Annotated in this window: 18 protein-coding genes and 2 tRNA genes; 11 read left to right on the top strand and 9 right to left on the bottom strand. The window is 62.0% G+C overall.

Annotated features, from left to right (window positions below):
- Nucleotides 1–2: 2 nt before the first annotated feature.
- From AB7A72_RS21375 to earP, 3 genes are all read right to left on the bottom strand, one after another.
- Nucleotides 3–641, bottom strand: a complete 639-nt coding sequence (locus tag AB7A72_RS21375; RefSeq protein WP_312836182.1) for a DUF2239 family protein — start codon at nucleotides 639–641, stop codon at nucleotides 3–5.
- Nucleotides 642–861: 220 nt separating this feature from the next.
- Complete coding sequence (efp, locus tag AB7A72_RS21380; RefSeq protein ID WP_021026959.1) at nucleotides 862–1416, bottom strand: elongation factor P; 555 nt, start codon at nucleotides 1414–1416, stop codon at nucleotides 862–864.
- A gap of 165 nt (nucleotides 1417–1581) precedes the next feature.
- Nucleotides 1582–2691 (bottom strand): elongation factor P maturation arginine rhamnosyltransferase EarP, encoded by a 1110-nt coding sequence (gene earP / locus AB7A72_RS21385; RefSeq protein WP_369461089.1) that lies wholly within the window; start codon nucleotides 2689–2691, stop codon nucleotides 1582–1584.
- 256 nt (nucleotides 2692–2947) lie between these two features.
- Here earP and AB7A72_RS21390 point away from each other — a divergent pair, with 256 nt between their 5' ends.
- The 7 genes from AB7A72_RS21390 (at nucleotide 2948) to AB7A72_RS21420 (ending at nucleotide 10490) form a co-directional block, all read left to right on the top strand.
- Nucleotides 2948–4162 (top strand): CaiB/BaiF CoA transferase family protein, encoded by a 1215-nt coding sequence (locus AB7A72_RS21390; RefSeq protein WP_239808970.1) that lies wholly within the window; start codon nucleotides 2948–2950, stop codon nucleotides 4160–4162.
- Between the two features lie 61 nt (nucleotides 4163–4223).
- Nucleotides 4224–6209, top strand: coding sequence for an excinuclease ABC subunit UvrC (gene uvrC / locus AB7A72_RS21395; RefSeq protein WP_369461090.1), 1986 nt, complete (start codon nucleotides 4224–4226; stop codon nucleotides 6207–6209).
- Nucleotides 6210–6415: 206 nt separating this feature from the next.
- Nucleotides 6416–6982: a CDP-diacylglycerol--glycerol-3-phosphate 3-phosphatidyltransferase gene (gene pgsA / locus AB7A72_RS21400; RefSeq protein WP_116927291.1), complete on the top strand. Its 567-nt coding sequence runs from the start codon at nucleotides 6416–6418 to the stop codon at nucleotides 6980–6982.
- Nucleotides 6983–7288: 306 nt separating this feature from the next.
- Nucleotides 7289–7561, top strand: a complete 273-nt coding sequence (locus tag AB7A72_RS21405; RefSeq protein WP_021026954.1) for an HU family DNA-binding protein — start codon at nucleotides 7289–7291, stop codon at nucleotides 7559–7561.
- A gap of 16 nt (nucleotides 7562–7577) precedes the next feature.
- Nucleotides 7578–7653, top strand: a tRNA-Val gene (locus tag AB7A72_RS21410).
- Nucleotides 7654–8440: 787 nt separating this feature from the next.
- On the top strand, nucleotides 8441–10354 hold the full coding sequence (locus tag AB7A72_RS21415) for a SurA N-terminal domain-containing protein (protein WP_369461091.1): 1914 nt from the start codon (nucleotides 8441–8443) through the stop codon (nucleotides 10352–10354).
- 60 nt (nucleotides 10355–10414) lie between these two features.
- Nucleotides 10415–10490, top strand: a tRNA-His gene (locus AB7A72_RS21420).
- 424 nt (nucleotides 10491–10914) lie between these two features.
- Here AB7A72_RS21420 and AB7A72_RS21425 read toward each other — a convergent pair.
- On the bottom strand, nucleotides 10915–11412 hold the full coding sequence (locus tag AB7A72_RS21425; protein ID WP_369461092.1) for a zinc-ribbon domain-containing protein: 498 nt from the start codon (nucleotides 11410–11412) through the stop codon (nucleotides 10915–10917).
- Nucleotides 11413–12256: 844 nt separating this feature from the next.
- Here AB7A72_RS21425 and AB7A72_RS21430 point away from each other — a divergent pair.
- Together AB7A72_RS21430 and AB7A72_RS21435 are read left to right on the top strand one after the other, a co-directional pair.
- Nucleotides 12257–12580 (top strand): FHA domain-containing protein, encoded by a 324-nt coding sequence (locus AB7A72_RS21430; RefSeq protein ID WP_312417710.1) that lies wholly within the window; start codon nucleotides 12257–12259, stop codon nucleotides 12578–12580.
- Between the two features lie 158 nt (nucleotides 12581–12738).
- The gene (locus AB7A72_RS21435; protein ID WP_239808965.1) at nucleotides 12739–13224 is read left to right on the top strand and encodes an acyl-CoA thioesterase; all 486 of its coding nucleotides are present in this window, start codon (nucleotides 12739–12741) and stop codon (nucleotides 13222–13224) included.
- Nucleotides 13225–13376: 152 nt separating this feature from the next.
- On the opposite strand, the gene AB7A72_RS21440 is transcribed toward AB7A72_RS21435, so the two are convergent.
- The 3 genes from AB7A72_RS21440 to ybiB form a co-directional block, all read right to left on the bottom strand.
- The gene (locus AB7A72_RS21440) at nucleotides 13377–14564 is read right to left on the bottom strand and encodes a glycerophosphodiester phosphodiesterase family protein (RefSeq protein WP_369461093.1); all 1188 of its coding nucleotides are present in this window, start codon (nucleotides 14562–14564) and stop codon (nucleotides 13377–13379) included.
- A gap of 71 nt (nucleotides 14565–14635) precedes the next feature.
- Nucleotides 14636–15532 carry a uroporphyrinogen-III C-methyltransferase gene (cobA, locus tag AB7A72_RS21445; protein WP_239808963.1) on the bottom strand — a complete coding sequence of 299 codons (897 nt, stop codon included), beginning with the start codon at nucleotides 15530–15532 and terminating at the stop codon, nucleotides 14636–14638.
- Nucleotides 15525–16463: a DNA-binding protein YbiB gene (ybiB, locus tag AB7A72_RS21450; RefSeq protein WP_369461094.1), complete on the bottom strand. Its 939-nt coding sequence runs from the start codon at nucleotides 16461–16463 to the stop codon at nucleotides 15525–15527. Before ybiB ends, cobA begins: the two co-directional genes overlap by 8 nt.
- A 216-nt stretch (nucleotides 16464–16679) precedes the next feature.
- On the opposite strand from ybiB, the gene AB7A72_RS21455 reads away from it, so the two are divergent.
- Both AB7A72_RS21455 and tsaD read left to right on the top strand, forming a co-directional pair.
- On the top strand, nucleotides 16680–17408 hold the full coding sequence (locus AB7A72_RS21455) for a DUF937 domain-containing protein (protein WP_369461095.1): 729 nt from the start codon (nucleotides 16680–16682) through the stop codon (nucleotides 17406–17408).
- Nucleotides 17409–17500: 92 nt separating this feature from the next.
- Entirely contained in the window at nucleotides 17501–18571 is a 1071-nt protein-coding gene (gene tsaD, locus AB7A72_RS21460; RefSeq protein WP_369461096.1) for a tRNA (adenosine(37)-N6)-threonylcarbamoyltransferase complex transferase subunit TsaD, read from the top strand.
- Nucleotides 18572–18654: 83 nt separating this feature from the next.
- On the opposite strand, the gene AB7A72_RS21465 is transcribed toward tsaD, so the two are convergent.
- The gene (locus AB7A72_RS21465; protein ID WP_369461097.1) at nucleotides 18655–19017 is read right to left on the bottom strand and encodes an Hsp20/alpha crystallin family protein; all 363 of its coding nucleotides are present in this window, start codon (nucleotides 19015–19017) and stop codon (nucleotides 18655–18657) included.
- 178 nt (nucleotides 19018–19195) lie between these two features.
- On the bottom strand, nucleotides 19196–20425 hold the full coding sequence (gene mltB, locus AB7A72_RS21470; RefSeq protein WP_369461098.1) for a lytic murein transglycosylase B: 1230 nt from the start codon (nucleotides 20423–20425) through the stop codon (nucleotides 19196–19198).
- Between the last annotated feature and the right edge of the window lie 4 nt (nucleotides 20426–20429).

The following is a 20429-nucleotide window of genomic DNA, read 5'->3' on the forward strand; positions in this document are numbered from 1 at the left end:
GCTTACACCGGCCAGATGGGACGGCTGAGCTGGTGCAGATAAGCTTGTACATCATCAGGCCATGCCTGGGTCTGCAGCAAGAATGCCGATTGCTTGTGGGCAAACAGCGCGCGGCAGGCTTCGTCAAAACCGGGCAGGTCGCCTGCCATCGCCTGCATGAACTGGTAGGTGGCCTCGGTCGCGGCGCGCTGCGAATCCTTCTCCGCGTGGGCATTGCGGGCGTCGTCGATCAAACGGCGCAACGCGGCGGAGGCGCCGCCCGGCTGGCGGTTGAGCCACTCCCAGTGGCGGGGCAGCAAAGTGACCTCGCGCGAGACCACACCCAGTTTGGGGCGTCCCACGGCCCGCGCGGCACGGCCGTGGCTGGCCGGCTCCATCGGTGCGGCCGCCGGGGTAACGGGCGCAGGTTCTGCACCATCCGACGGGGTGGGAGGGCTGGTGGGCGCAAGTTCCGAGCGCCAGTTCAGGTCCAGCCGCAAGCCGGAGAGGTCGTCAAACACCCACAAAGGGGTAGGGCTGCCGCCAGGGTGCAGTTCGTCATGGTTTTGCAGATAGCGCAGCACGGTGAGGCGGTCGGCTTGCAGCAGACGCTGGTGGCCCTGGAAAATCGTCAACCGGCCGGTCAATGTCTCGGTAGTCATGGCCACTTGTTCTTTCTATTTTTGGGGATATGCGCTCTATTTTACCGGGGCAAAAATATTTGGCTATTTTTAATGGGTAAAAATATGTATCTGCATGTGCATCGCTGCAATGGCCCGCTTGCGGCTGTTTCCTCTTGGAGAGGCCTGCGATGCCGAGGCGAAAAAAAACCTCCAGCGCGGGGCATGGAGGTTGTTCTGGCTGGGGCTTGCGGCCCAGGCATTACACGCGCTTGCGGTATTCGGCAGTGCGGGTGTCGATTTCGATCTTGTCTTCCTGGCTCACGAACAGGGGCACAGCGATTTCAAAACCGGTAGCGATCTTGGCGGGCTTGAGCACCTTGCCCGAAGTGTCGCCCTTGACGGCTGGCTCGGTCCAGGTGATTTCGCGCACGATGGTGGTCGGCAGTTCGACGGAGATGGCCTTGCCGTCGTAGAACACCACTTCAGCGGTCATGCCGTCTTCGAGGTAGTTCAGTGCATCAGCCATGTTTTCGGCTTCCACTTCGTACTGGTTGAACTCTGGGTCCATCCAGACGTACATGGGGTCTGCGAAGTAAGAGTACGTGCAGTCCTTCTTCTCCAGGATCACGTTGTCGATCTTGTCGTCGGCCTTGAACACGTTTTCCGTGCCGAAGTTGCCGATCAGGCTCTTGAGCTTCATGCGCACGGTGGCAGCGCCACGGCCGCCACGTGCGTATTCGGTCTTCAGAACGATCATCGGGTCCTTGCCGAACATGATCACGTTACCAGCGCGGATTTCTTGAGCGATTTTCATAGCAATAGGTGCCTGTGTTGGGCCGCTCAAACTTCTACGGGCGGCGCGCAAGTGTCGTTGGACGGGCTGTGCTGCGCCGTAGCATGTTCCGCGGCGTTGTGCGCATCCGTCAAACCCTGTTGCCTGGCGGCGCTGGGTGCGCGGATAAGCGCAAAGACTCCGATTCTAACATTTTTCGTCTGCAAATGCCATCAGCTGCTCGGCAAGGCTGGGCTGCATCTGCAGACTGTTGCGTGCCGCCTGCACGCACTGCGCCCATTGGGACAGCACAGCGGCGGTAGTGCCGGGCCAGGCCGGGGGGGAGCCATTGGCGCCGGGGATGCCATTCCAGGCCGCATGGGCCTGGCGCAGGCTGTCCGGCGCATGCAGCCAGTCCAGAAAGGCCTCCAGCTTGGCATGGTGCGCGTTGTCGTCTTGCGGGTAGATCTGCCAGACAAAGGGCTGGCCAGCCCATAGTGCCCGCACCAGCGAGTCTTCGCCGCGCACAAAGTTGAGGTCGCAGGACCAGAGCATGTCGTCGAATTCCGGCTGGCTGCAGGGCTGCAGCAACTGCACCTGACGGGGCAGGGGCTGCGGCAGTTGCCGCTGTACCAGTGCCGCCGCGCGGCCCGGGGTGACCAGCCATTGCGTGGCCGTGCCGGCGCTGGCAAAGGCCTGCAAAAAAGCGGGCGGTTCATAGCAGAACAGCGAAAACACCGGGTCGCCGTCTTGCAGGCCATGCCGCGCCCGCCAGGCGCTGCGGTCAAACTCCGCCTGGCGCTGGGGCAGATCGGCCTCGCGCAGCAGGCCGCCGGTGCCGGTGCTGAAGCCGGGGTAGAAGAACCAGCGCGTGAGGCCGCTGGCCGGGCCGCTCATCAAGCGTGAAGGCAGGCGGTGGCAGCGCTCCACATAGTCTTCGGCGGACAGGTATTCCAGGTTGATCCAGACGCTGGGCCGCTGTGCTGGCGATTGCGCCCGCGCGGCCAGTGCCTGTTGGAAGGCGGGGGGGATCTCGCAGCCAAAGGCTTCCACCACCACATCGGCAATGCCGCTGGCCGGCACCGCACCGGGCCACGGGTGCACGGTCACGCCGGGCGCGCCCTGCGGCGCCATCCAGGCCAGCGCGCTGCCATCGTCCACCCACAGGCGCACCTGGCAGCCGCGCCGGGCCAGGTCGGCGGCCAGGCGCCAGCACACGCCGATGTCGCCAAAGTTGTCGATCACCTGGCAAAAGATATCCCAGACCTGTGGGGGTGGGATGGGGGTGGCGGAGGGCGGGGCGGGAAGGTGGGGCATGACGGGGCGATGATAGTGCAGTCCCGGGCGTCACTGTTGTGGAATCCGCTGCACAACTCCCTGTCGTGGTCTGAACGCGGGCTCGGGCGATCCGCTGCGTTGTCTTTCTTGTCAATAGCGGGCTATTGACTGCAAAAGACGCCTTGCGGCTCATCCCGATCCGCGCCCATTCCACTTGACGAGGGTTATGCAGAGGATCCCAGGCCCTGCCGCCTGGGCCACAATAAGCCCCAGTTGATCAAGCATGGAGACAGACATGAACCCCCACACTGCAACCCCGGGGCCGATGGCTTTGCAAGGCGTCAAGGTGGTCGAGATGGGCCAGCTGATTGCCGGGCCCTTCTGCGGCAAGACCTTGGGCGAGTTTGGTGCCGACGTGGTGAAGATCGAGGCCACCGGCGCGGGCGACCCGCTGCGCAACTGGCGCCTGCTGCAGGATGGCACCTCCGTCTGGTGGCAGGTGCAGTCGCGCAACAAGCAGTCGCTGGCTTTGGATTTGCGCCAGAAAGAGGCGCAGGACATTGCCCGCCAGCTGATTGCCGAGGCCGATGTGCTGGTGGAGAACTTCCGCCCCGGCACCCTGGAGGGCTGGGGCATGTCGCCCGAAGAGCTGCATGCCCTCAACCCGGGCCTGGTGATGCTGCGCATCTCCGGCTACGGGCAAACCGGTCCCTACCGCGACCTGCCAGGCTTTGGCGTGATTGGCGAGGCGATGGGCGGCCTGCGCCATCTGACGGCCGAGCCCGGGCGGGTGCCTGTGCGGGTGGGGGTGTCGATCGGCGACACCTTGGCGGCACTGCATGGCGTCATCGGCGTGATGATGGCGCTCTACCACCGCAAGGTCAACGGCGGCAGTGGCCAGGTGATCGATGTGGCCTTGCATGAGGCAGTCTTCAATGTGATGGAAAGCCTGATCCCCGAGTACAGCGCCTTTGGCGTGGTGCGCGAGGCGGCGGGCAGCGCCTTGCCGGGCATTGCGCCGTCCAATGCCTATGCCTGCCAGGATGGCTGGGTGCTGGTGGCCGGCAATGGCGACAGCATCTTCAAGCGGCTGATGGACACCATTGGCCGGCCTGACCTGGGCCAGGCGCCCGACCTGGCCAGCAATGCGGGACGGGTGGCACGTATAGAGGAGATCGATGCGGCCATCAGCGCCTGGACACAGCCGCGCGCAATTGCACAGGTGATGGATGCGTTGGCCGCTGCAAGGGTGCCGGCCGGCAAGGTCTACACCGCGAAGGACATCAGCGAAGACCCGCACTACCGTGCGCGCCAGATGATCGTGCCGCAGACCACGCGCGATGGCCACACACTCGAGGTGCCGGGCATCGTGCCCAAGCTGTCTGTCACGCCGGGCACGATCCGCAGCAGCGCTCCCCACCTGGGTGACGACACCGACGCGGTACTGCAGGGCCTGGGCCTGAGCGCAGCGCAGATTGCAACGCTGCGGGAGCGCGGCATTGTGCAGTGAGCCTGCATGGGTGATGGACCGGTTTGCTGCGGGCAGCGCGAACGCATAAGACAATAGCGCCATGCCCATTCACGTGCACTCTCCCGAACTTCTTGCCCAGGTGGCTGGTTTGCCCGCCATGCCCGGGGTCTACCGCTATTTCGACGCCAGCGATGCCTTGCTGTATGTGGGCAAGGCCATCAACCTCAAGCGCCGGGTATCGAGCTATTTCCAGAAGGACCATGGCGGCACGCGCATCGGCCACATGGTGGGCAAGATCGTGCGCATGGAGACCACGGTGGTGCGCTCCGAAGCCGAAGCGCTGCTGCTGGAAAACAACCTCATCAAGACCCAGCATCCGAAATACAACATTCTTTTTCGGGATGACAAGAGCTATCCGTACCTGAAGATCACCGGCATGGCGATCCACGATGGTGACATGCGCGCGCCCCCCAGTCAGTGCTACCCGCGCGTGGCCTACTACCGGGGTGCCACCGACAAGCGCCAGCGCTATTTCGGCCCGTATCCGAATGCCTGGGCGGTCAAGGAAACCATCCAGTTGCTGCAAAAGGTGTTCCGCCTGCGCACCTGCGAGGACAGCATCTTCAGCAACCGCACCCGGCCTTGTCTGCTGTACCAGATCAAGCGCTGCAGCGGCCCCTGTGTCGACCACATCAGTCCCGAGGATTACGCCGCCGATGTGGCCCATGCCGAAGCCATGCTGCGCGGCGAGACCGACACGCTGCTCAAGACGCTGGAGGCGCGCATGATGGCGCACTCGGACCGGCTGGAGTTTGAGCAGGCGGCCGACATCCGCAACCAGATCAAGGCGCTGGCCAGCATGCTGCACCAGCAAAGCATCGAGACCAGTGATGACCGCGATGTGGACATACTGGCCGTGCAGGTGCAAGGCGGCAAGGCCTGCGTGAATCTGGCGATGGTGCGTGGCGGGCGGCACCTGGGGGACCGCGCCTACTTTCCGGTGCATGTCGAGGACAGTGCTGCCATCGCCAGTCTGGAAGAAGCCGAAGACGCCGAGGACCAGGCGTTGGGCACGCCCGGCACCACCGTGGCTGCCAAGACGGTGGAGCAGCGGGTGCTGGAAGCGTTTGTGGCGCAGCACTATCTGCAGGTGGCGCCTCCGCCGGTGCTGGTGGTCAGCGTTGCGCTGGAGCCCGCATTGCTTGAGGCCTTGTCACAGCAGACCGGCACGCGCATTGCTGCGGTGTCGCAGCCGCGCGAGGAGCGCCGCGTCTGGCTCGAGATGGCGCAAAAGAATGCCCAGTTGCAGCTGGCCCGCCTGCTGGCGGAAGAAGGCTCGCAACAGGCACGCACGCGTGCGCTGGTCGAGGCGCTGGATTTGCCCCAGGACGATATCGACCAGCTGACCATCGAGTGCTTTGACATCTCGCACACCTCGGGTGAGAACACCCAGGCCTCCTGCGTGGTGTTCCACCACCACAAGATGCAAAGCAGCGAGTACCGGCGCTACAAGATCGAAGGCATCACCGGCGGCGACGACTATGCCGCCATGCGCCAGGTGCTGACGCGCCGCTACAGCAAGGTGGCCGAGGCCCAGCGCGATGCCGGTGGCGCCGAGCTTGGCAAAAATGCTGCCCGTTTGCCCGACATCGTGCTCATCGATGGCGGCAAGGGCCAGGTGGGTGTCGCACGCGAGGTCTTTACCGAGCTGGGTCTGGATCTGTCACGCATCGTCGGTGTCGAGAAAGGCGAGGGCCGCAAGGTCGGTCTCGAAGAGCTGGTGTTCTGCGATGGGCGCGACAAGGTCTATCTGGGCCGCGACTCGGCCGCGCTGATGTTGGTGGCGCAGATTCGCGATGAGGCGCACCGCTTTGCGATCACCGGCATGCGCGCTGCGCGTGCCAAGGTGCGGGTAGGTGGCAGCCGGCTGGAAGACATTCCCGGGGTCGGGCCCAAGAAGCGGGCGCGCCTGCTGCAACGCTTTGGCGGCGTACGCGGTGTGGAGGAGGCCGGGGTCGATGACCTGATGACGGTCGATGGCATATCGCCAGCGCTGGCGCAGGATATCTACAGAGCCTTGCATTGACGGGAGGTCTGTGTGGCCTTGCAACAGGTCGCGCAGGCGGGCGCGTCATGGTGCCCATGCAGAACCCTCGACCTGTGGAATGGACGCCGGTCGCGGCAGCCCGCGCTCCGGTCCAGGCCGCAAGCTTTGGCAAGGGTTCTGAACGCATGTCGTTCACAGAGCATGTCGTTCACTGAATTTGCACCGCAGCGTGCCACAATAGCCGCATGTTCTTCACGATCCCCACCATCATGACCTGGACGCGCATTGTCGCGATCCCGCTCATCATCGGCGTGTATTACTCGCCTCTTGATATGGCCACCAAGAACCTGTGGGCCACCGTCATGTTTGTGGTGTTCGCCTTCACCGATTGGCTCGATGGCTTTCTGGCACGCAAGCTCAACCAGACCTCATCCTTTGGCGCCTTTCTGGATCCGGTGGCCGACAAGTTCCTGGTCTGCGCGTCGCTGCTGATCCTGGTCTACCTGCAGCGTGCCGATGTCTTTGTCGCGCTGATCATCATCGGCCGCGAGATTGCGATCTCGGCGCTGCGTGAATGGATGGCGCGCATTGGTGCGAGCAAGAGCGTGGCTGTGCACATGGTGGGCAAGCTCAAGACCACCGTGCAGATGGTGGCCATTCCGTTTTTGCTCTACGACGGCAAGGTGGCCGGGATCGATACCGGTGTCTGGGGTACCTGGCTGATCTGGGGGGCAGCCGTATTGACCGTCTGGTCGATGATTTATTACCTGCAAAAGGCATTGCCAGAGATCCGGGCTAGGGTTGATTCTTAGTTGGCCGTCACAGGTTTGGGCGTAGACTCCACCTCGCCTGTACAAGGAATTCAGGCTACAGAGCCCGTGATGCCTGGCTTTTGCAAGGCAAACCGGGCGCTGGTCAGCGAAAAAAAGTGATTTTTTGCCTGAGTACCCAGAAATTCCGTCTAGAATTCACCTCATTCCAGAGGCACTGGGGTCGAGGTGAAAATTTCGTGCCAGTGGTGTTGTTTTTGAATCTGTGACAGTTGCACCGTGTGCAAACTGCTCATAATGGGATGAAACATACACTTCCTTAACTCTCTTGATGAATAGAGGCTGCTTGTGAATAAAACTGAACTCATTGAGCACATTGCTAACAATGCTGATATCTCCAAGGCTGCTGCGGCTCGTGCGCTGGAGTCCACCATTGATGCAGTGAAGAAAACCTTGAAAAAAGGTGGTACAGTCTCTCTGGTAGGTTTTGGTACCTTTGCCGTTGGTAAGCGCGCTGCGCGTACCGGCCGTAACCCACGTACCGGCGCTGCGATCAAGATCAAGGCAGCCAAGGTGCCTAAGTTCCGTCCAGGCAAGGCATTGAAAGATGCGTTGAACTAATTTCGGTTATCAGGTGGGGTGCTTAGCTCAGTTGGTAGAGCGGCGCCCTTACAAGGCGTAGGTCGGCGGTTCGACCCCGTCAGCACCCACCACATTAACCAAGAAAATAAACCCCTTAGAGTGATCTAAGGGGTTTTTTCTTTGTCTGTTTACCCTCTGTAGGGTCAGCTCGGATCAGCCCATACCAGCCAAGTTTATTGCTTACCCACTTGCCTGGGCGTAGAGTCTCGGCCATCAGCCAGGGCTGGGCGGCTCGTTATCGCCGTCCCGCCGCATGGTCGCCATCGCGCAGTCTGCAGCGTTGGTACGCATGCGCCCGGCCATCCCCCCAAAGCCGCTCCAGTGCCTGCGCCCTAGAACCCGGTATCTCCGTTCCTCCCGTTGTTCCCGAGCTTCAATGGCCAGATGGGGCGTCTGCCGCGCCACCTTGGCATGCGCGTCGTTGCAGTCTAGAACCTGTCAGACGGGCGGTTGCGTCCAGCCCGGCCTGGGACGCCTCCAGTGCTTTTCTCCTTAGTGCCGCCTCTTAAAAAGAGGGGGAGGTGCTGCGCATCCGCCGCCTCGCGGTCACAGGTGCGGGCAAAAATCCTGTATTCCCTAACGCGCCCCTTGCCCTCATAGGGAGGAAAAACTCTTTCGCGGTACACTTGCTGTTTCGACGTTCATGCGTTGCCAAGACGCATGTTGCACGCCCTATTTGACAGGGGGTGGGGAGCAGATGTCAGTTGACGTTGTATCTGATTGATATGCAATGGGAAAACCGCCGTTGCAAGCAGCAGATGCCTACGTCTGACCGTCTGACGCCCGCATCCCTTGCTGAAAACCGAATAAAGGCGAATGAGGGTTCGCCTTTTTTTTTGTCCTCAGGAAAGTTAGACGATGTTTGAAACCATCCGCAAGTACTCCAAGGTGCTGATGTATCCGCTGTTCTTGCTGATCATTCTGTCTTTTGTTTTGGTGGGAGTGAACCAGAACTACTTCACCGAAAAGAGCCCGGTGGTCGCCAAAGTCAATGGCAAAGACATTACGCAGATGGACTGGGACAATGCGCACCGCGTTGCCTCGGATCGCATGCGCCAGCAAGACCCCAACATGGACGCCAAGTGGATGGACGGCCCGGAAGCCCGCTATCTGACGTTGGAGCGCATGGTGCGTGACCAGGTGATTGACGCCGCGGTGCAAAAAATGCACCTGACGGTGGACAATGCCGCACTGGTCCGCGCGCTGCAGGAAATTCCGCAGATTGCTGCGCTGAAAAAACCCGATGGCTCGCTGGACGTCGATGCCTACCGCGCACTGGTGGGTGCCCAGGGCATGACGCCCGAAGGCTTTGAAGCAGGCATGCGCCGCGACATTGCGTCGCGCCAGGTGCTCGGCGGTGTGTCCAACACGGCCTTTGCGACCGATGCACAGACCCAGCTGGCGGTCGATGCGCTCTACCAGCAGCGTGAGATCCAGCTGGCGCAGTTCGCAGCCAAGGACTATGCGTCCCAGGTCAAGACCACCGATGCCGATGTGGAAGCGTTCTACAAGAGCAACCAGGAGCTGTTCCGCCAGAAGGAGCAGTCCACGATCGAGTATGTGGTGCTGAACGCCGAAGCGGTCAAGAGCATGATCAAGCCCAGCGAAGACGATCTGCGCACCTACTACAAGGAAAATCTGAGCCGCTTCATGGACAAGGAACAGCGCCGCATCAGCCACATCCTGATTGACGCGCCAGCCTCCATGTCGGCAGCAGACCGTGAAAAATCCAAGCAGCGTGCCGAGCAGCTGTTGGCCGAAGCCAAGGCCAACCCAGCGCAATTCGCCGAGCTGGCCAAGAAGAATTCGCAAGACACCGGCTCGCGCGACAGCGGCGGTGATCTGGGTCTGGTCAAGCAGGGCGACATGGTCAAGCCTTTTGAGGACGCCGCCTTTGCGATGAAGACTGGTGAGATCAGCGACCTGGTCAGCACGGAGTACGGCTTCCACATCATCAAGATGGGTGAGATCAAGACCCCGCGTACCCCCAGCTTTGAAGAGCTGCGCGCGAAGATCGAGACCGAGGTGCTGGCCCAGCAGGTGCAGCGCAAGTACGCCGAAGTCGCCGAGACCTTCTCCAACATGGTGTTCGAGCAGTCCGATAGCCTGCAGCCTGTGGCTGAGAAGCTGGGCCTGAAGATCCAGAAGGCCGAGCATGTCACCCGCACGGCCGCCCCTGGAGCGACGGGCGCCCTGGCCAACGCAACCTTCCTGGAAGCGCTGTTCTCCAGCGACGCTTTGCAGAACAAGCGCAACACCGAAGCCATTGAAGTGGCGCCCAGCACCCTGGCCTCGGGTCGTGTGGTGGAGCACTTCGATGCACGCATTCTGCCGTTCGAGGAAGTCAAGGCCAAGGCCCATGACCTGTACGTCGCGCAGAAGGCTGCAGAACTCGCCCGCCAGGATGCGCAAGCCAAGCTGGAAGCCTGGAAGGCCGACGCTGCAGGCGCCAAGCTGGCAGCACCGATTGTCGTGTCGCGCCAGGATGCCAAGGGCCAGGTGCCTGCGGTGCTCAATGCTGCCATGCATGCGAAGGTCGGCGAGGCTGCTTCCTGGGTGGGTGTGGACCTGGGCAACGATGGCTACACCATCGTGCGCGTGAACAAGGTCGTGCCGCGTAGCGAAGACTCTGCCGAGATGCGCCTGCGCCAAAAGCAGGAGTTCGAGCGTTACCAGGCCAATGCTGAAACCTTGGCGTATTACGAAATGCTCAAGGAGCGTTTCAAGGCGCAGATCAAGGTCCCACGCCCCGCAGAAACAAAAATTTCATAAAAACGGAGAATTCATGAGAGGGGCCAAATTTCTGGCTATAATCATGTCTTCCCCAACACGGTGGCTGTAGCTCAGTTGGTAGAGTCCAGGATTGTGATTCCTGTTGTCGTGGGTTCGAGCCCCATCAGCCACCCCAAATTGAAACCCTTGCAAGTGAACAACCTGCAAGGGTTTTTCAATTTCTGGTCGTCACCTGCTTCTGCAGGTTAGAACAAACTGGTCTTCCCCGATGTGCAGGAAGACGTGAAAGGCCAGGGGCTGAGCGATGCTGCAAGCGCCCCTCAGCACGTTTGCTGCTATTGCGCTGAACGGGCTGAAAGGCCTGCAGGATAGGAGTCATGCACAGCCCAGCACCGGCTGGAGAGAGTGATTGCTACCGTCTTGCATGAACCGCCGCAGGCTTGGCTTTACAACAGCGAAGGATGTCGGTCGCTTCTCGACAAGCGATGGGGACTCCAACAGGTGAGCATCGAGCGCCCATTGAACCGCGGCGACCATGATGAGGAATGCTCCGGCCCACAAAAAACCGCCCGGAGGCGGTTTGCTTGGAGATTCGGACGTCAGAAGATCGTTTTGCCATCGACTGACAGCGAGGTCATTTTCTTTTGGGCGTGGCTGACCTTACACACTGCGGGTACGCCCACCTCAAGCCCCAAGCCATTGCGCAGGCGTGTCAGCTTTGTTTGTGGTCCCCACACAAAAACATATTCGTCACCTGAGCCAACGTTGGACACCATGGGGACCTCAGCTTTCTCTGGATCCCTGGACACCTGCTTTATCGCATGTTCGCACAGAAATATGGCTTGGGTGGCGTTGAACTCGCGCGGGGTATTGCTCGTTTTGCCACCGCCCATGCAACTGATCGCGACAAGGAGAACGAGTGTTCCGTAGAGGATGTACTTGTATGTCGACGTTTTTCTGACGGACTCTGCCGCCAGAGGGGCTACCGTTGCAGATGGAGCGGGTGGGTTGCCCGCCACGGGCGCTCCACAATGAGGACAGCTGGACGCCTGGTCGCTAATCTGTTTGCCGCATTCCTTACAGTTAATCAGTGCCATGTCATCCTGCCTCTTTTTCCTGAACGGATCGTAATCGTCACGAGATGCCGTGCGTCCAACCTGAAGATTGTAGGAGGTGGCATGCAAACGCTTGGTCGAATCACCAAAAGGAAAACAGCTTGGAGGCGGTTGGGGGCAACTATTTTCGCGATTGAGAGCGATTGGCAGGCATCTACATCACCAGTGTTCAAATAACAGCTACGGGGAGCTCCATGTTATTCACGCCACTCCCCACATAGAGACAAGCGCTTGGGATCCTTTGCAAAACCTTCGCCCATGGAGCCTGCTTGGAGCGGGATGAGAAGCAAGGCGTTCTTTGCAGTCAGGCTGCAGCTATTTGACAAGGAGTACAACGCAGCGGACCGCGCCCTAGACTGCGCTTTTCCCTTACGCGTCTTGCTGGTGTGTCCGATGTTTGGCGAGCGATACGCCTGCCCAAGCAGCAACGGGGCAGATGGCATGGTGCCCAGCGGGGTGCACAGCATGGCCTTGTGTTTTTCAGCTCCAGGTGCTTGAGACACGCTCCCGAGTGCTGCCGACGCATGATGGGTTGCCGCAGCTGCTTCCCTCCATCAAAGCGTGTTTTATGTCAGTCAGTGTGTCCTACTGGCCGGCATTGTCCTGACCAGCCAGCAAGCCTGCCTGCCCGCATCCGTTGGGAGAGCGAGGTGTCTTCCACCAATAGATAAAATTGATGCTCCGTGTATTCCCTAGGTTTTCTTTCTATCGATCCAGGTTGTAATTTATTATCAATCTATTTTAATAAACCGATTGATAATTTGTTGATGCTGCAGCGCTAGATTGCAGTACTGACCGGGCACCGGTCGGGCGAAGGAGGTGGAATATGCTGCCGGAAGTCCTGATCTTCATCACGCACAGGGTCGTGCTTCATTCGCTGATCCTGGAGAGCGGGTACACCACATTTGGCCGAGGTGCCGGCAACGCCATTTGCCTGGATAACCCGGCTGTCAGCCGGGATCACGGCGCTTTCCACTACCGTGCCGGTGTTCTGTCCGTCGTCGACCACCACAGCACGAACGGCATCTTCGTCAATGGCATGCGGACGCGCCGCAAGGTGCTCTACACGGGGGACTATGTGCTCGTAGGCTGCTACAAGGTCTTTGTCAAACATGGCTCGGAACAGCCCCGCAATGCCTTTGCCGGGTGAGGGATGGATGGGTGAAGGGCTATGGCCAGCGCACAAGCCGGCGGGCCCAAGCCTGTCCCGCTAGGCCGTCGCAGCCGGGAATGCGGCATGTCCGAGCGGAACCAGGGGCTTGCCCGGGCGGCTCCCCGCCGTCTGGCGCGATGCCTACAATCGGCTCCATGCGTTTACCCCACCACCAACTCACGATGACGGTGCTGATGTCTCCGGACATGGCTAATTTTTCTGGCAATGTGCATGGCGGCGCCATTTTGCGCGAGCTGGACAATGTGGCTTACTCCTGTGCGAGCCGCTATGCCGGGCGCTACGTGGTGACCCTGAGTGTGGACCAGGTGATGTTCCTGGAGCCCATCCATGTGGGTGAACTGGTGTCGTTCTACGCCAGCGTCAACTACACCGGAACCTCGTCGATGGAGATCGGCATCAAGGTGGTGGCGGAGAACATCCGCGAACGCAGCGTGCGCCATGTCAACAGCTGCTTTTTCACGATGGTGGCGGTGGACGACCAGCGCAAGCCAGTGCCGGTGCCGCCGTTGCAGCCGGAGACGGCGGATGAAAAACGCCGCTGGGAAGCGGCGTTGACGCGCAAAGAACTGCGCAAGGAGTTGGCGCGCCGCTTTGCGCAGACGACTCGGCAGACCAGCTGAGTGTGGCTGGGTAGCGATTTGCGTTGCCTGATTTTGCTGCATGGCGCAGCAAGATTCAGGCCCATAGAAAAAGGCAAGGTCTTCACCTTGCCTTTCTTCGTAGGTGGTGCCCTAGCGTCGGCACCTAGCTGATCTTGGCGTTGGCTGCCTGATTAGCGTGCCTTGTTGGCATCGCTGGGGCTGTCGCTGAACACGCCATCCACACCCACTTCGTAGAACAGCTTGTACTCTGCCGCCACCTTGCCCTTTAAGTCGCTGGCCAGCAAGGTTACATCGTTGCGGTATTCCCAGGGATGGACGAAGAGCTTGGCCGCATGGGCGAGGGTGACCAGGTTGGTCGGCGGCATCATCTCGCGGTCACGGTAGTCCCACTTGCCGTCGTTGTTCAGGTCGTCGGGCTGCTTGTCACCATTCTTGTCCAGGTAGCGTGCGGAGATGACGTAAGGCTTCCACGGCGAAATGCCATTGGCATAGGTCTTGATCTGCGCCAGGCCGTCGGCGGTCACCATCTGGGCATAGGTGGTAGAGGTGCCGGCCAGCGTGAAGTCATAGGGTTGGGCATAGGGTGGCGACAGGGTGATGCTGCCATCAGATGCGAGCTCCGGATGGCCATTGATCATCTGTACCAGGCGAACCTGGGTTTTGGCGCGCAGGGCTTTCAGGTGGGCCACTTCCAAAGAGCGCACCATCACTGGCGCCGTTTCCTGGGTGTAGCCCGCTGCGGTGAAGGCGGCCAGCAGCTTGTCTTCCATCGCCAGGCCCTGCTGGCTGTGGTAGGTCGGGTTCAGGGTCTGCAGATACAGGCCGACGGTCTTGCGCTGGCGCTTGACATAGGCGATCACATCATTGAGCGACAGAATGCGGCCGGTGTTGGCATTAACCGGCGGCGTGCTGGAGCCATTCAGCTTGGCGCGCAGGCTTTGCAGTTCCACCAACGTGAAATCAGAGGCAAACCAGCCTTCGTGGCGCTGTCCATCGATCATGCGCAAGGTCTTGCGGCTCGCGTAGACGCTGCGGCTGGAGACGTCGGTGATGTCGGTGATGTCCGGCGAGGCCAGCGCGACCAGCTCGCCATCCTTGCTCATGACCAGGTCCACAGCGATGAAGTTGGCATCCTGCGCGATGGCGGCATCGAAGCTCTCGGCCGTATTGGCGGCCTTGCCATCGATGCTGCTGAGCGAAAAGCTTTGCGGTGCTTTGCCGTCGAGCGTGGGGTAGGGCTTGGGATTGGGGTTGGTGCCACCATCGCCATCGCCCGGGCCCAGTTCGGTCTTGCAGGCGGTCAGTGCGGTGATGGCCAGTGCAGCGGCGCACAGGCGCCAGGTGCGTTGTCTTTGCATATCGTCAGTGCTCCTCGTTTTATGGATTGAACCTGGAGAAACAATCTGTGCATATGTAAAGATTGATTACTCTACGCTATGGATGCTTGGTCTTCCACGGTTGCCTGGCTATCGTATCCGCAAATCTCGGAGAAATCTCGGCTGGCTATCGCCTCGTTGTTACGGATTGCCTGCGCTGCCAAAGCCACGCATTGCACCACATCGCCGACGACGATGATGCTGGGGCTGGCCAGTTTTTCGCGGGCCATGGTGGCGGGTAAATGGGCCAGGTCGGTGATCGCATGGCGCTGCTGGGGCAGGCTGGCATGCTGCACGATGGCGACCGGCGTATCGGCAGGCAAGCCGCTGCCCAGGCCCTGGCTGATGGCCTCGGCACTGGCCACACCCATGTAGATCACCAGGGTCAGGCGCGCATCATGTGCGGTGCGGGCCAGTTGCGCCCAATCGGGGCCTTGTCCGCCCGGCTTGGCATGGCCGGTGATGAACACCACGCCCCGTGCATGGTCACGGTGGGTCAGCGGTGCGCCCAGGCTGGTCAGCGCTGCGAGCCCGGCCGTCACGCCGTTGATGATGCGCGGCTCGATGCCATGGGCGCGCAAGAACTCCACTTCTTCGCCGCCCCGGCCAAAGATGAACGGGTCACCCCCTTTGAGCCGCACCACGTTCTCGCCAGCCTGCACCTCTTGCAGCATCAGGCGCTGGATAAATGCCTGGGGCGTACTTTGGCAGCCGCCCCGCTTGCCTACGTGAACGATGCGTGCGCTCTCGGGAGCCCATTGCAGCACGGCTTCGTTGACGAGGTCGTCCACCAGCAGCACGGTGGCACGTTGCAGCGCTTTGGCGGCAGCAATGGTCAGCAGGTCCGGGTCACCCGGGCCGGCACCGACCAGGGTGCACTGACCCTGACCGGGCGTTGGGGCATCGGCGGGGGGGCGCGCAGTAGGAGTGGGCAGGCTGCTGTCAGTCATGGTGGAGACCTTGGGACGCGGGTAGTGTTTGTTGGGCGATGGCCAGCACATGTTCCACTTGCTGGGCCAGGGCGGCGGGCACCGGCAACTGGCCGGCCAGAACGGCCTCGGTGTAGCGGGCGGTGGTGTCCGCATCGCGCTCGCTGGGCAGCCCCGGCACCTGGCCATCGGTGCCACTGCTGCGCGCTTGCAGCAGCTGGTGCTGGCCGGCGACAAAGCCATCGTACTGCGGGGTGCGGCGCGGGTCGGCGCAGACTTCGCCTTCCAGTCCGCGCGAGAGCAGCGCATGGCTCTGCAGCTCGGCCAGCGTGGCTTGCAGCATCGGCAGGTATTCGGGGTGGGTATAGCTGCCCAGCAAAACCGCAGGGCTCTGTAGGGGCTGCAGCAGCTTCGCAATGCTGTGGCCGGGGTTGCGCAGGCCAATGATCTGGCGCACCGCCAGCAGTTTGGCGAGCGCGGGCAGCAAGGTGGCCGTATGCACCAAGGCCACTTCGGATGGGGCGATCGCCCCGACCCCATCGCGGACTGTCATCCCCAGCCGCTTGAACACCGCAAAGGCCGTGATGCGGCTCGCCTCGGTCTGCATGCCGTGAACCAGCACGGGCAGGCCTTCGCGTGCCAGCAGCAGGGCCAGCAGCGGAGTCAACGTGGGCAAGCGGCGCGCACCGTTATAGCTGGGCACTACCACGGTGGGCAGCGCTGCGCTGCTGTGGAAGCGGGCAATACGTGCATGCACGGCATCCCAGAGGCCGCACATCTCCTCGGCGGTTTCGCCTTTGATGCGCATCGCAATGCAAAAGGCGCCGATTTCATAATCGCTGACCCGGCCATCGAGTATCTGCGCCATCGCATCGCTGGCTTCGAGACGGCTGAGGGCCTTGGCGCCGCGTGCGCCGCGCCCGATTTCCTTGATGTAGTGCTGTATGGCCATGGCATTGAAAAATACGTGTGCCCATTATTTTAGGTTTTATATATACGTAAGTAATAAGGAAAATCAGCCCATCCGGCATCTCGGGTATGCAGGCCGGCAGCCGTGAAGCGGCCTTGGTTAACGAAGATTTGCGCCACTGCGTATTGCACTGCCATGCTGAACGTCTACCATCTGCAGTCTGTGCCACGCCCGCCTGGGCTTATGAAAGGAAAGAACATGTCCGCAACTCCCTCGATGGTCGATGAGCTCCTCGCGCAACTGCAAGGGGCTCCCATCCAGCAGATGGCCCAAAGCCTGGGTCAGAGCGAGGCCCAGACCGAGCAGGCCGTGCAGGCGGCCGTACCGATGATGCTGGGCGCCCTGGGCAACAACGCGCAAAGCGCAGGTGGTGCGAGCGCCTTGTTTGAAGCGCTGCAGCGCGATCACGGCGCTGCCGGCGGCGCAGGCGCGGGCGCGGGCCCTGATCTGGGAGGGCTGCTCGGATCGCTGTTGGGCGGTGGCGGCGGCGCGCAGAACAGTGGTCTGGGCGGCATGCTCGGCAGCGTTCTGGGCGGCGCGCTCGGCGGCGGAGCACCTGCCGGTGCGGGTGCCGCATCGCCTGCAGCGATGGACGGCGCCAGCATTCTGGGCCATATCTTTGGCGGCCAGCAAGACCTGGCATCGGCCAGTCTGGGCCAGGCCACGGGCCTGGGCGCCAATGCCGGCAGCCTGCTCAAAATGCTGGCCCCGCTGGTGATGTCCTTCCTGGCGCAGCGCGTGATGTCGGGCGGCCTCAACTCGTCGCAACTGGGCAATGCGCTCGGCCAGGAAAAAGACCAGGTGCAGCAGCAGGGTGGCCTGGGCGGCGGCCTGCTGGGCTCGCTGCTGGACCAGAATGGCGACGGCAAGCTCGATGTCAGCGACCTGATGAAAATCGGTGGCTCGCTGCTGGGCGGCAAGCGCTGAGCCATCCGCCCCCGCGCCAAACCCTGGCAGCCCGCCAGGGTAGACCGGTCCCCGGGGGCACAACCGGCCGGGAGCGCCTACACTTTGGCCTCATGAGTGAGTTGATTTTGGGGATCGAATCCTCCTGTGATGAAACCGGCGTGGCCCTGGTGCGCACCCGTGGCCCCGGCACCGTGCCCGAGCTGCTGAGCCATGCGCTCTACAGCCAGATCGAGATGCACCGTGCCTATGGTGGTGTAGTGCCTGAGCTCGCCAGCCGCGACCATATCCGCCGGGTATTGCCGCTGACGCAAAAAGTGCTCGATGACGCGCGCTGTACGCTCGCGCAGATCGATGCGATTGCCTTTACCCGGGGCCCGGGGCTGGCCGGTGCGCTGCTGGTCGGATCCGGGGTGGCCTGCGCGATGGCCGCCGCGCTGGACAAGCCCGTGCTGGGCGTGCACCACCTCGAAGGCCATCTGCTGTCCCCTTTCCTGAGCGAAGACCCGCCCGAATTCCCGTTTGTGGCCTTGCTGGTTTCTGGGGGCCATACGCAGCTGATGCGGGTGGATGGTGTGGGCCAGTACCAGATTCTGGGCGAGACGATTGACGACGCGGCAGGCGAGGCCTTTGACAAATCCGCCAAGCTGCTGGGACTGCCGTACCCGGGCGGGCCGGAGCTATCCCGTCTGGCGCAAGGCGGCGATCCCGAGGCGTTCAAGCTGCCGCGCCCGCTGCTGCACAGTGGCGATCTGGATTTCTCCTTTGCCGGGCTGAAGACGGCGGTGCTGACCCAGGCCAAGAAGCTGGGCGATGGTCTGGAGGCGCGCAAGGCGGACCTGGCCGCATCCACGCAGGCGGCCATTGTCGATGTGCTGGTGAAAAAGACCTTGAATGCACTGAAAGAAACCGGCATGAAGCGCGTGGTGGTCGCTGGCGGTGTGGGTGCCAACCGGCTGCTGCGCGAGCAGCTCAACGATGCCTGCCGCAAGCGCGGCATCCGGGTGCACTATCCCGAGCTGCATCTGTGCACTGACAACGGCGCGATGATTGCAATGGCGGCTGCGATGCGCATCGAAGCGGGGCAGCAGCAGGCTGAAAAGGTCTATGCATTCGACGTCAAGCCGCGCTGGCCGCTGGATGCGATCGTGCAGCAGCCACCTGCGGCTGCCGCTGCGGTGTAGATGTGACCCGCTGGTGAGATGCAGCGGCACAGCATGCAAAAGGGGCCTGTCAGGGCCCCTTCTGCATGGTGCGGTGTTGGCGTTTATGCAATCGCCAGGGTCTGGGTGCTGGGCTGGTTGGTGCTCAGCACCAGGGTCAGCACGCCGTTTTCCAGGCTGGCCTTGGAGGCTGCGGCATCGATGCTGGCAGGCAGCTTCCAGGCACGTTGCACACTGCGGGGCGCACCTTCAATGCTGGCCAGGCGCACGGTCTTGTCTTGCAGCTCGATGCGCAGCTGGTCGCGGGACAGACCGGGCACATCCACGCTGATGCTGAACACCTGGCCATCTTGCTGTATGCGATCTTGCGCATTGGTGGTGGCCTGGAGGAAGCGCTGCAGCGCGGCATCCATCGCGGAAGGGGAGACAGCGTAGGCCGAGCGGTGCATCAGAGGGGTCATGATCATCTTCAATCCTTGTAGAACAGGGCAGCGGGGTTGCTGCTCGATGACTGATAGTTGGATGAAGATGCGGCAATTTCAAGAGAAAATAGCTGCCTTTTATTTTTGCAGCTAAGGCCTTGAAAGCCTGCAGATTACGTCCATATGTGTTGCCCTGCCTGGGCTGGCCAGGCCAGGCCGGGGATCACGGCGCGCTGAAGTTGGCCGGATCGGGCGTGCGCTGCTGGCGCGCCTTGCTGCGCAGATAGGCCTTGGCGGCGGCTTCGGCCGTGGGGGAGTTGCTCGGTTCGCTGCTGGGTTCAGGCGCGCTGGGCTCGGCATCCGCCGCAGCCGGCGTGCCGTTGCGTGCACGCGCAATGGCCTGGCCCAGCTCCACCACGGACATCGCATAGAAGCTCGAGAGGTTGTAGCGGGTGATGGTGTAGAAGTTGGGCGTACCCACGACGTACTGGGTGGCGGCGCTGGCATTGGGAAGCTCGATCAGTGCGAGCGGGCCATTGTGCTGGTCACCCGGTGCCTGGATGCGCAGGCCCAGTGCGGCCATCTCGGCGGCGCTGAAGCTGGGCTTGATGTCCGGGGCCAGCAAGGTGTCCAGCTGTGCCGGCGTGCTGTTTACCTGCACGTCGTAGTAGGCCGGCATGCCGCGCTGCCAGCCATGGGCGACGAAGTAGTTGGCTACCGAGCCGATCGCATCGGCGGTGCTGCCAAACAGGTTGATCTTGCCGTCGCCATCGAAATCGACTGCGTAGTTGGACCAGCTGGTCGGCATGAACTGGGGCATGCCCATCGCGCCGGCGTAGCTGCCGACCGTGTCGAAGGGGTTGCTGTCCGTCAGGTACGCGGTGGCCAGGAACTGCTCGAGCTCACCCCGGAAATACTTGGCGCGGTCGGCCGCGCGCGGGTGGCTTGCGGGATAGTCGAAAGCCAAGGTGGCCAGCGCATCGACCACGGTGAAGTTGCCCATTTGCTGGCCGTAAATGGTCTCGACCCCGATGATGCCGACGATGTACTCGGCCGGCACGCCATAGGTCTGCTCGGCGCGGGCCAGGGTCGCTGCGTTCTCGTTCCAGAAGCGCAGGCCCGCGCGGATGCGGATCGGCTCGACAAAGCGGCTGCGGTAGCCGCGCCAGTTCTTGACACCGGCTGGCCCGGTGCGCGGCGTCATCAGGCGCTGCACGGTGGCGTTGAAGCGGGCTTGCTGGATGCTGGCACGCAGCCAGGCCTCATCGATATGGCGGCGCTCGGCCACCTCGCGGACGAAAGCCTCGGCCTCGGGCCGGTTGCCATAGCTGGATGCGGCGGGGGCGGAATCAGCGCTGCGGGCCTTGTTGCTGGTGTTTTTTTGCGCGTAGGCGCCCGTTGCGCACAGGCCGGCGCACAGCACGGCCACGGTGGTCTGAAGAATTCGGTGCATGGGG

This window comes from Comamonas sediminis (assembly GCF_041107495.1).
GTDB lineage: Bacteria > Pseudomonadota > Gammaproteobacteria > Burkholderiales > Burkholderiaceae_C > Comamonas > Comamonas sediminis.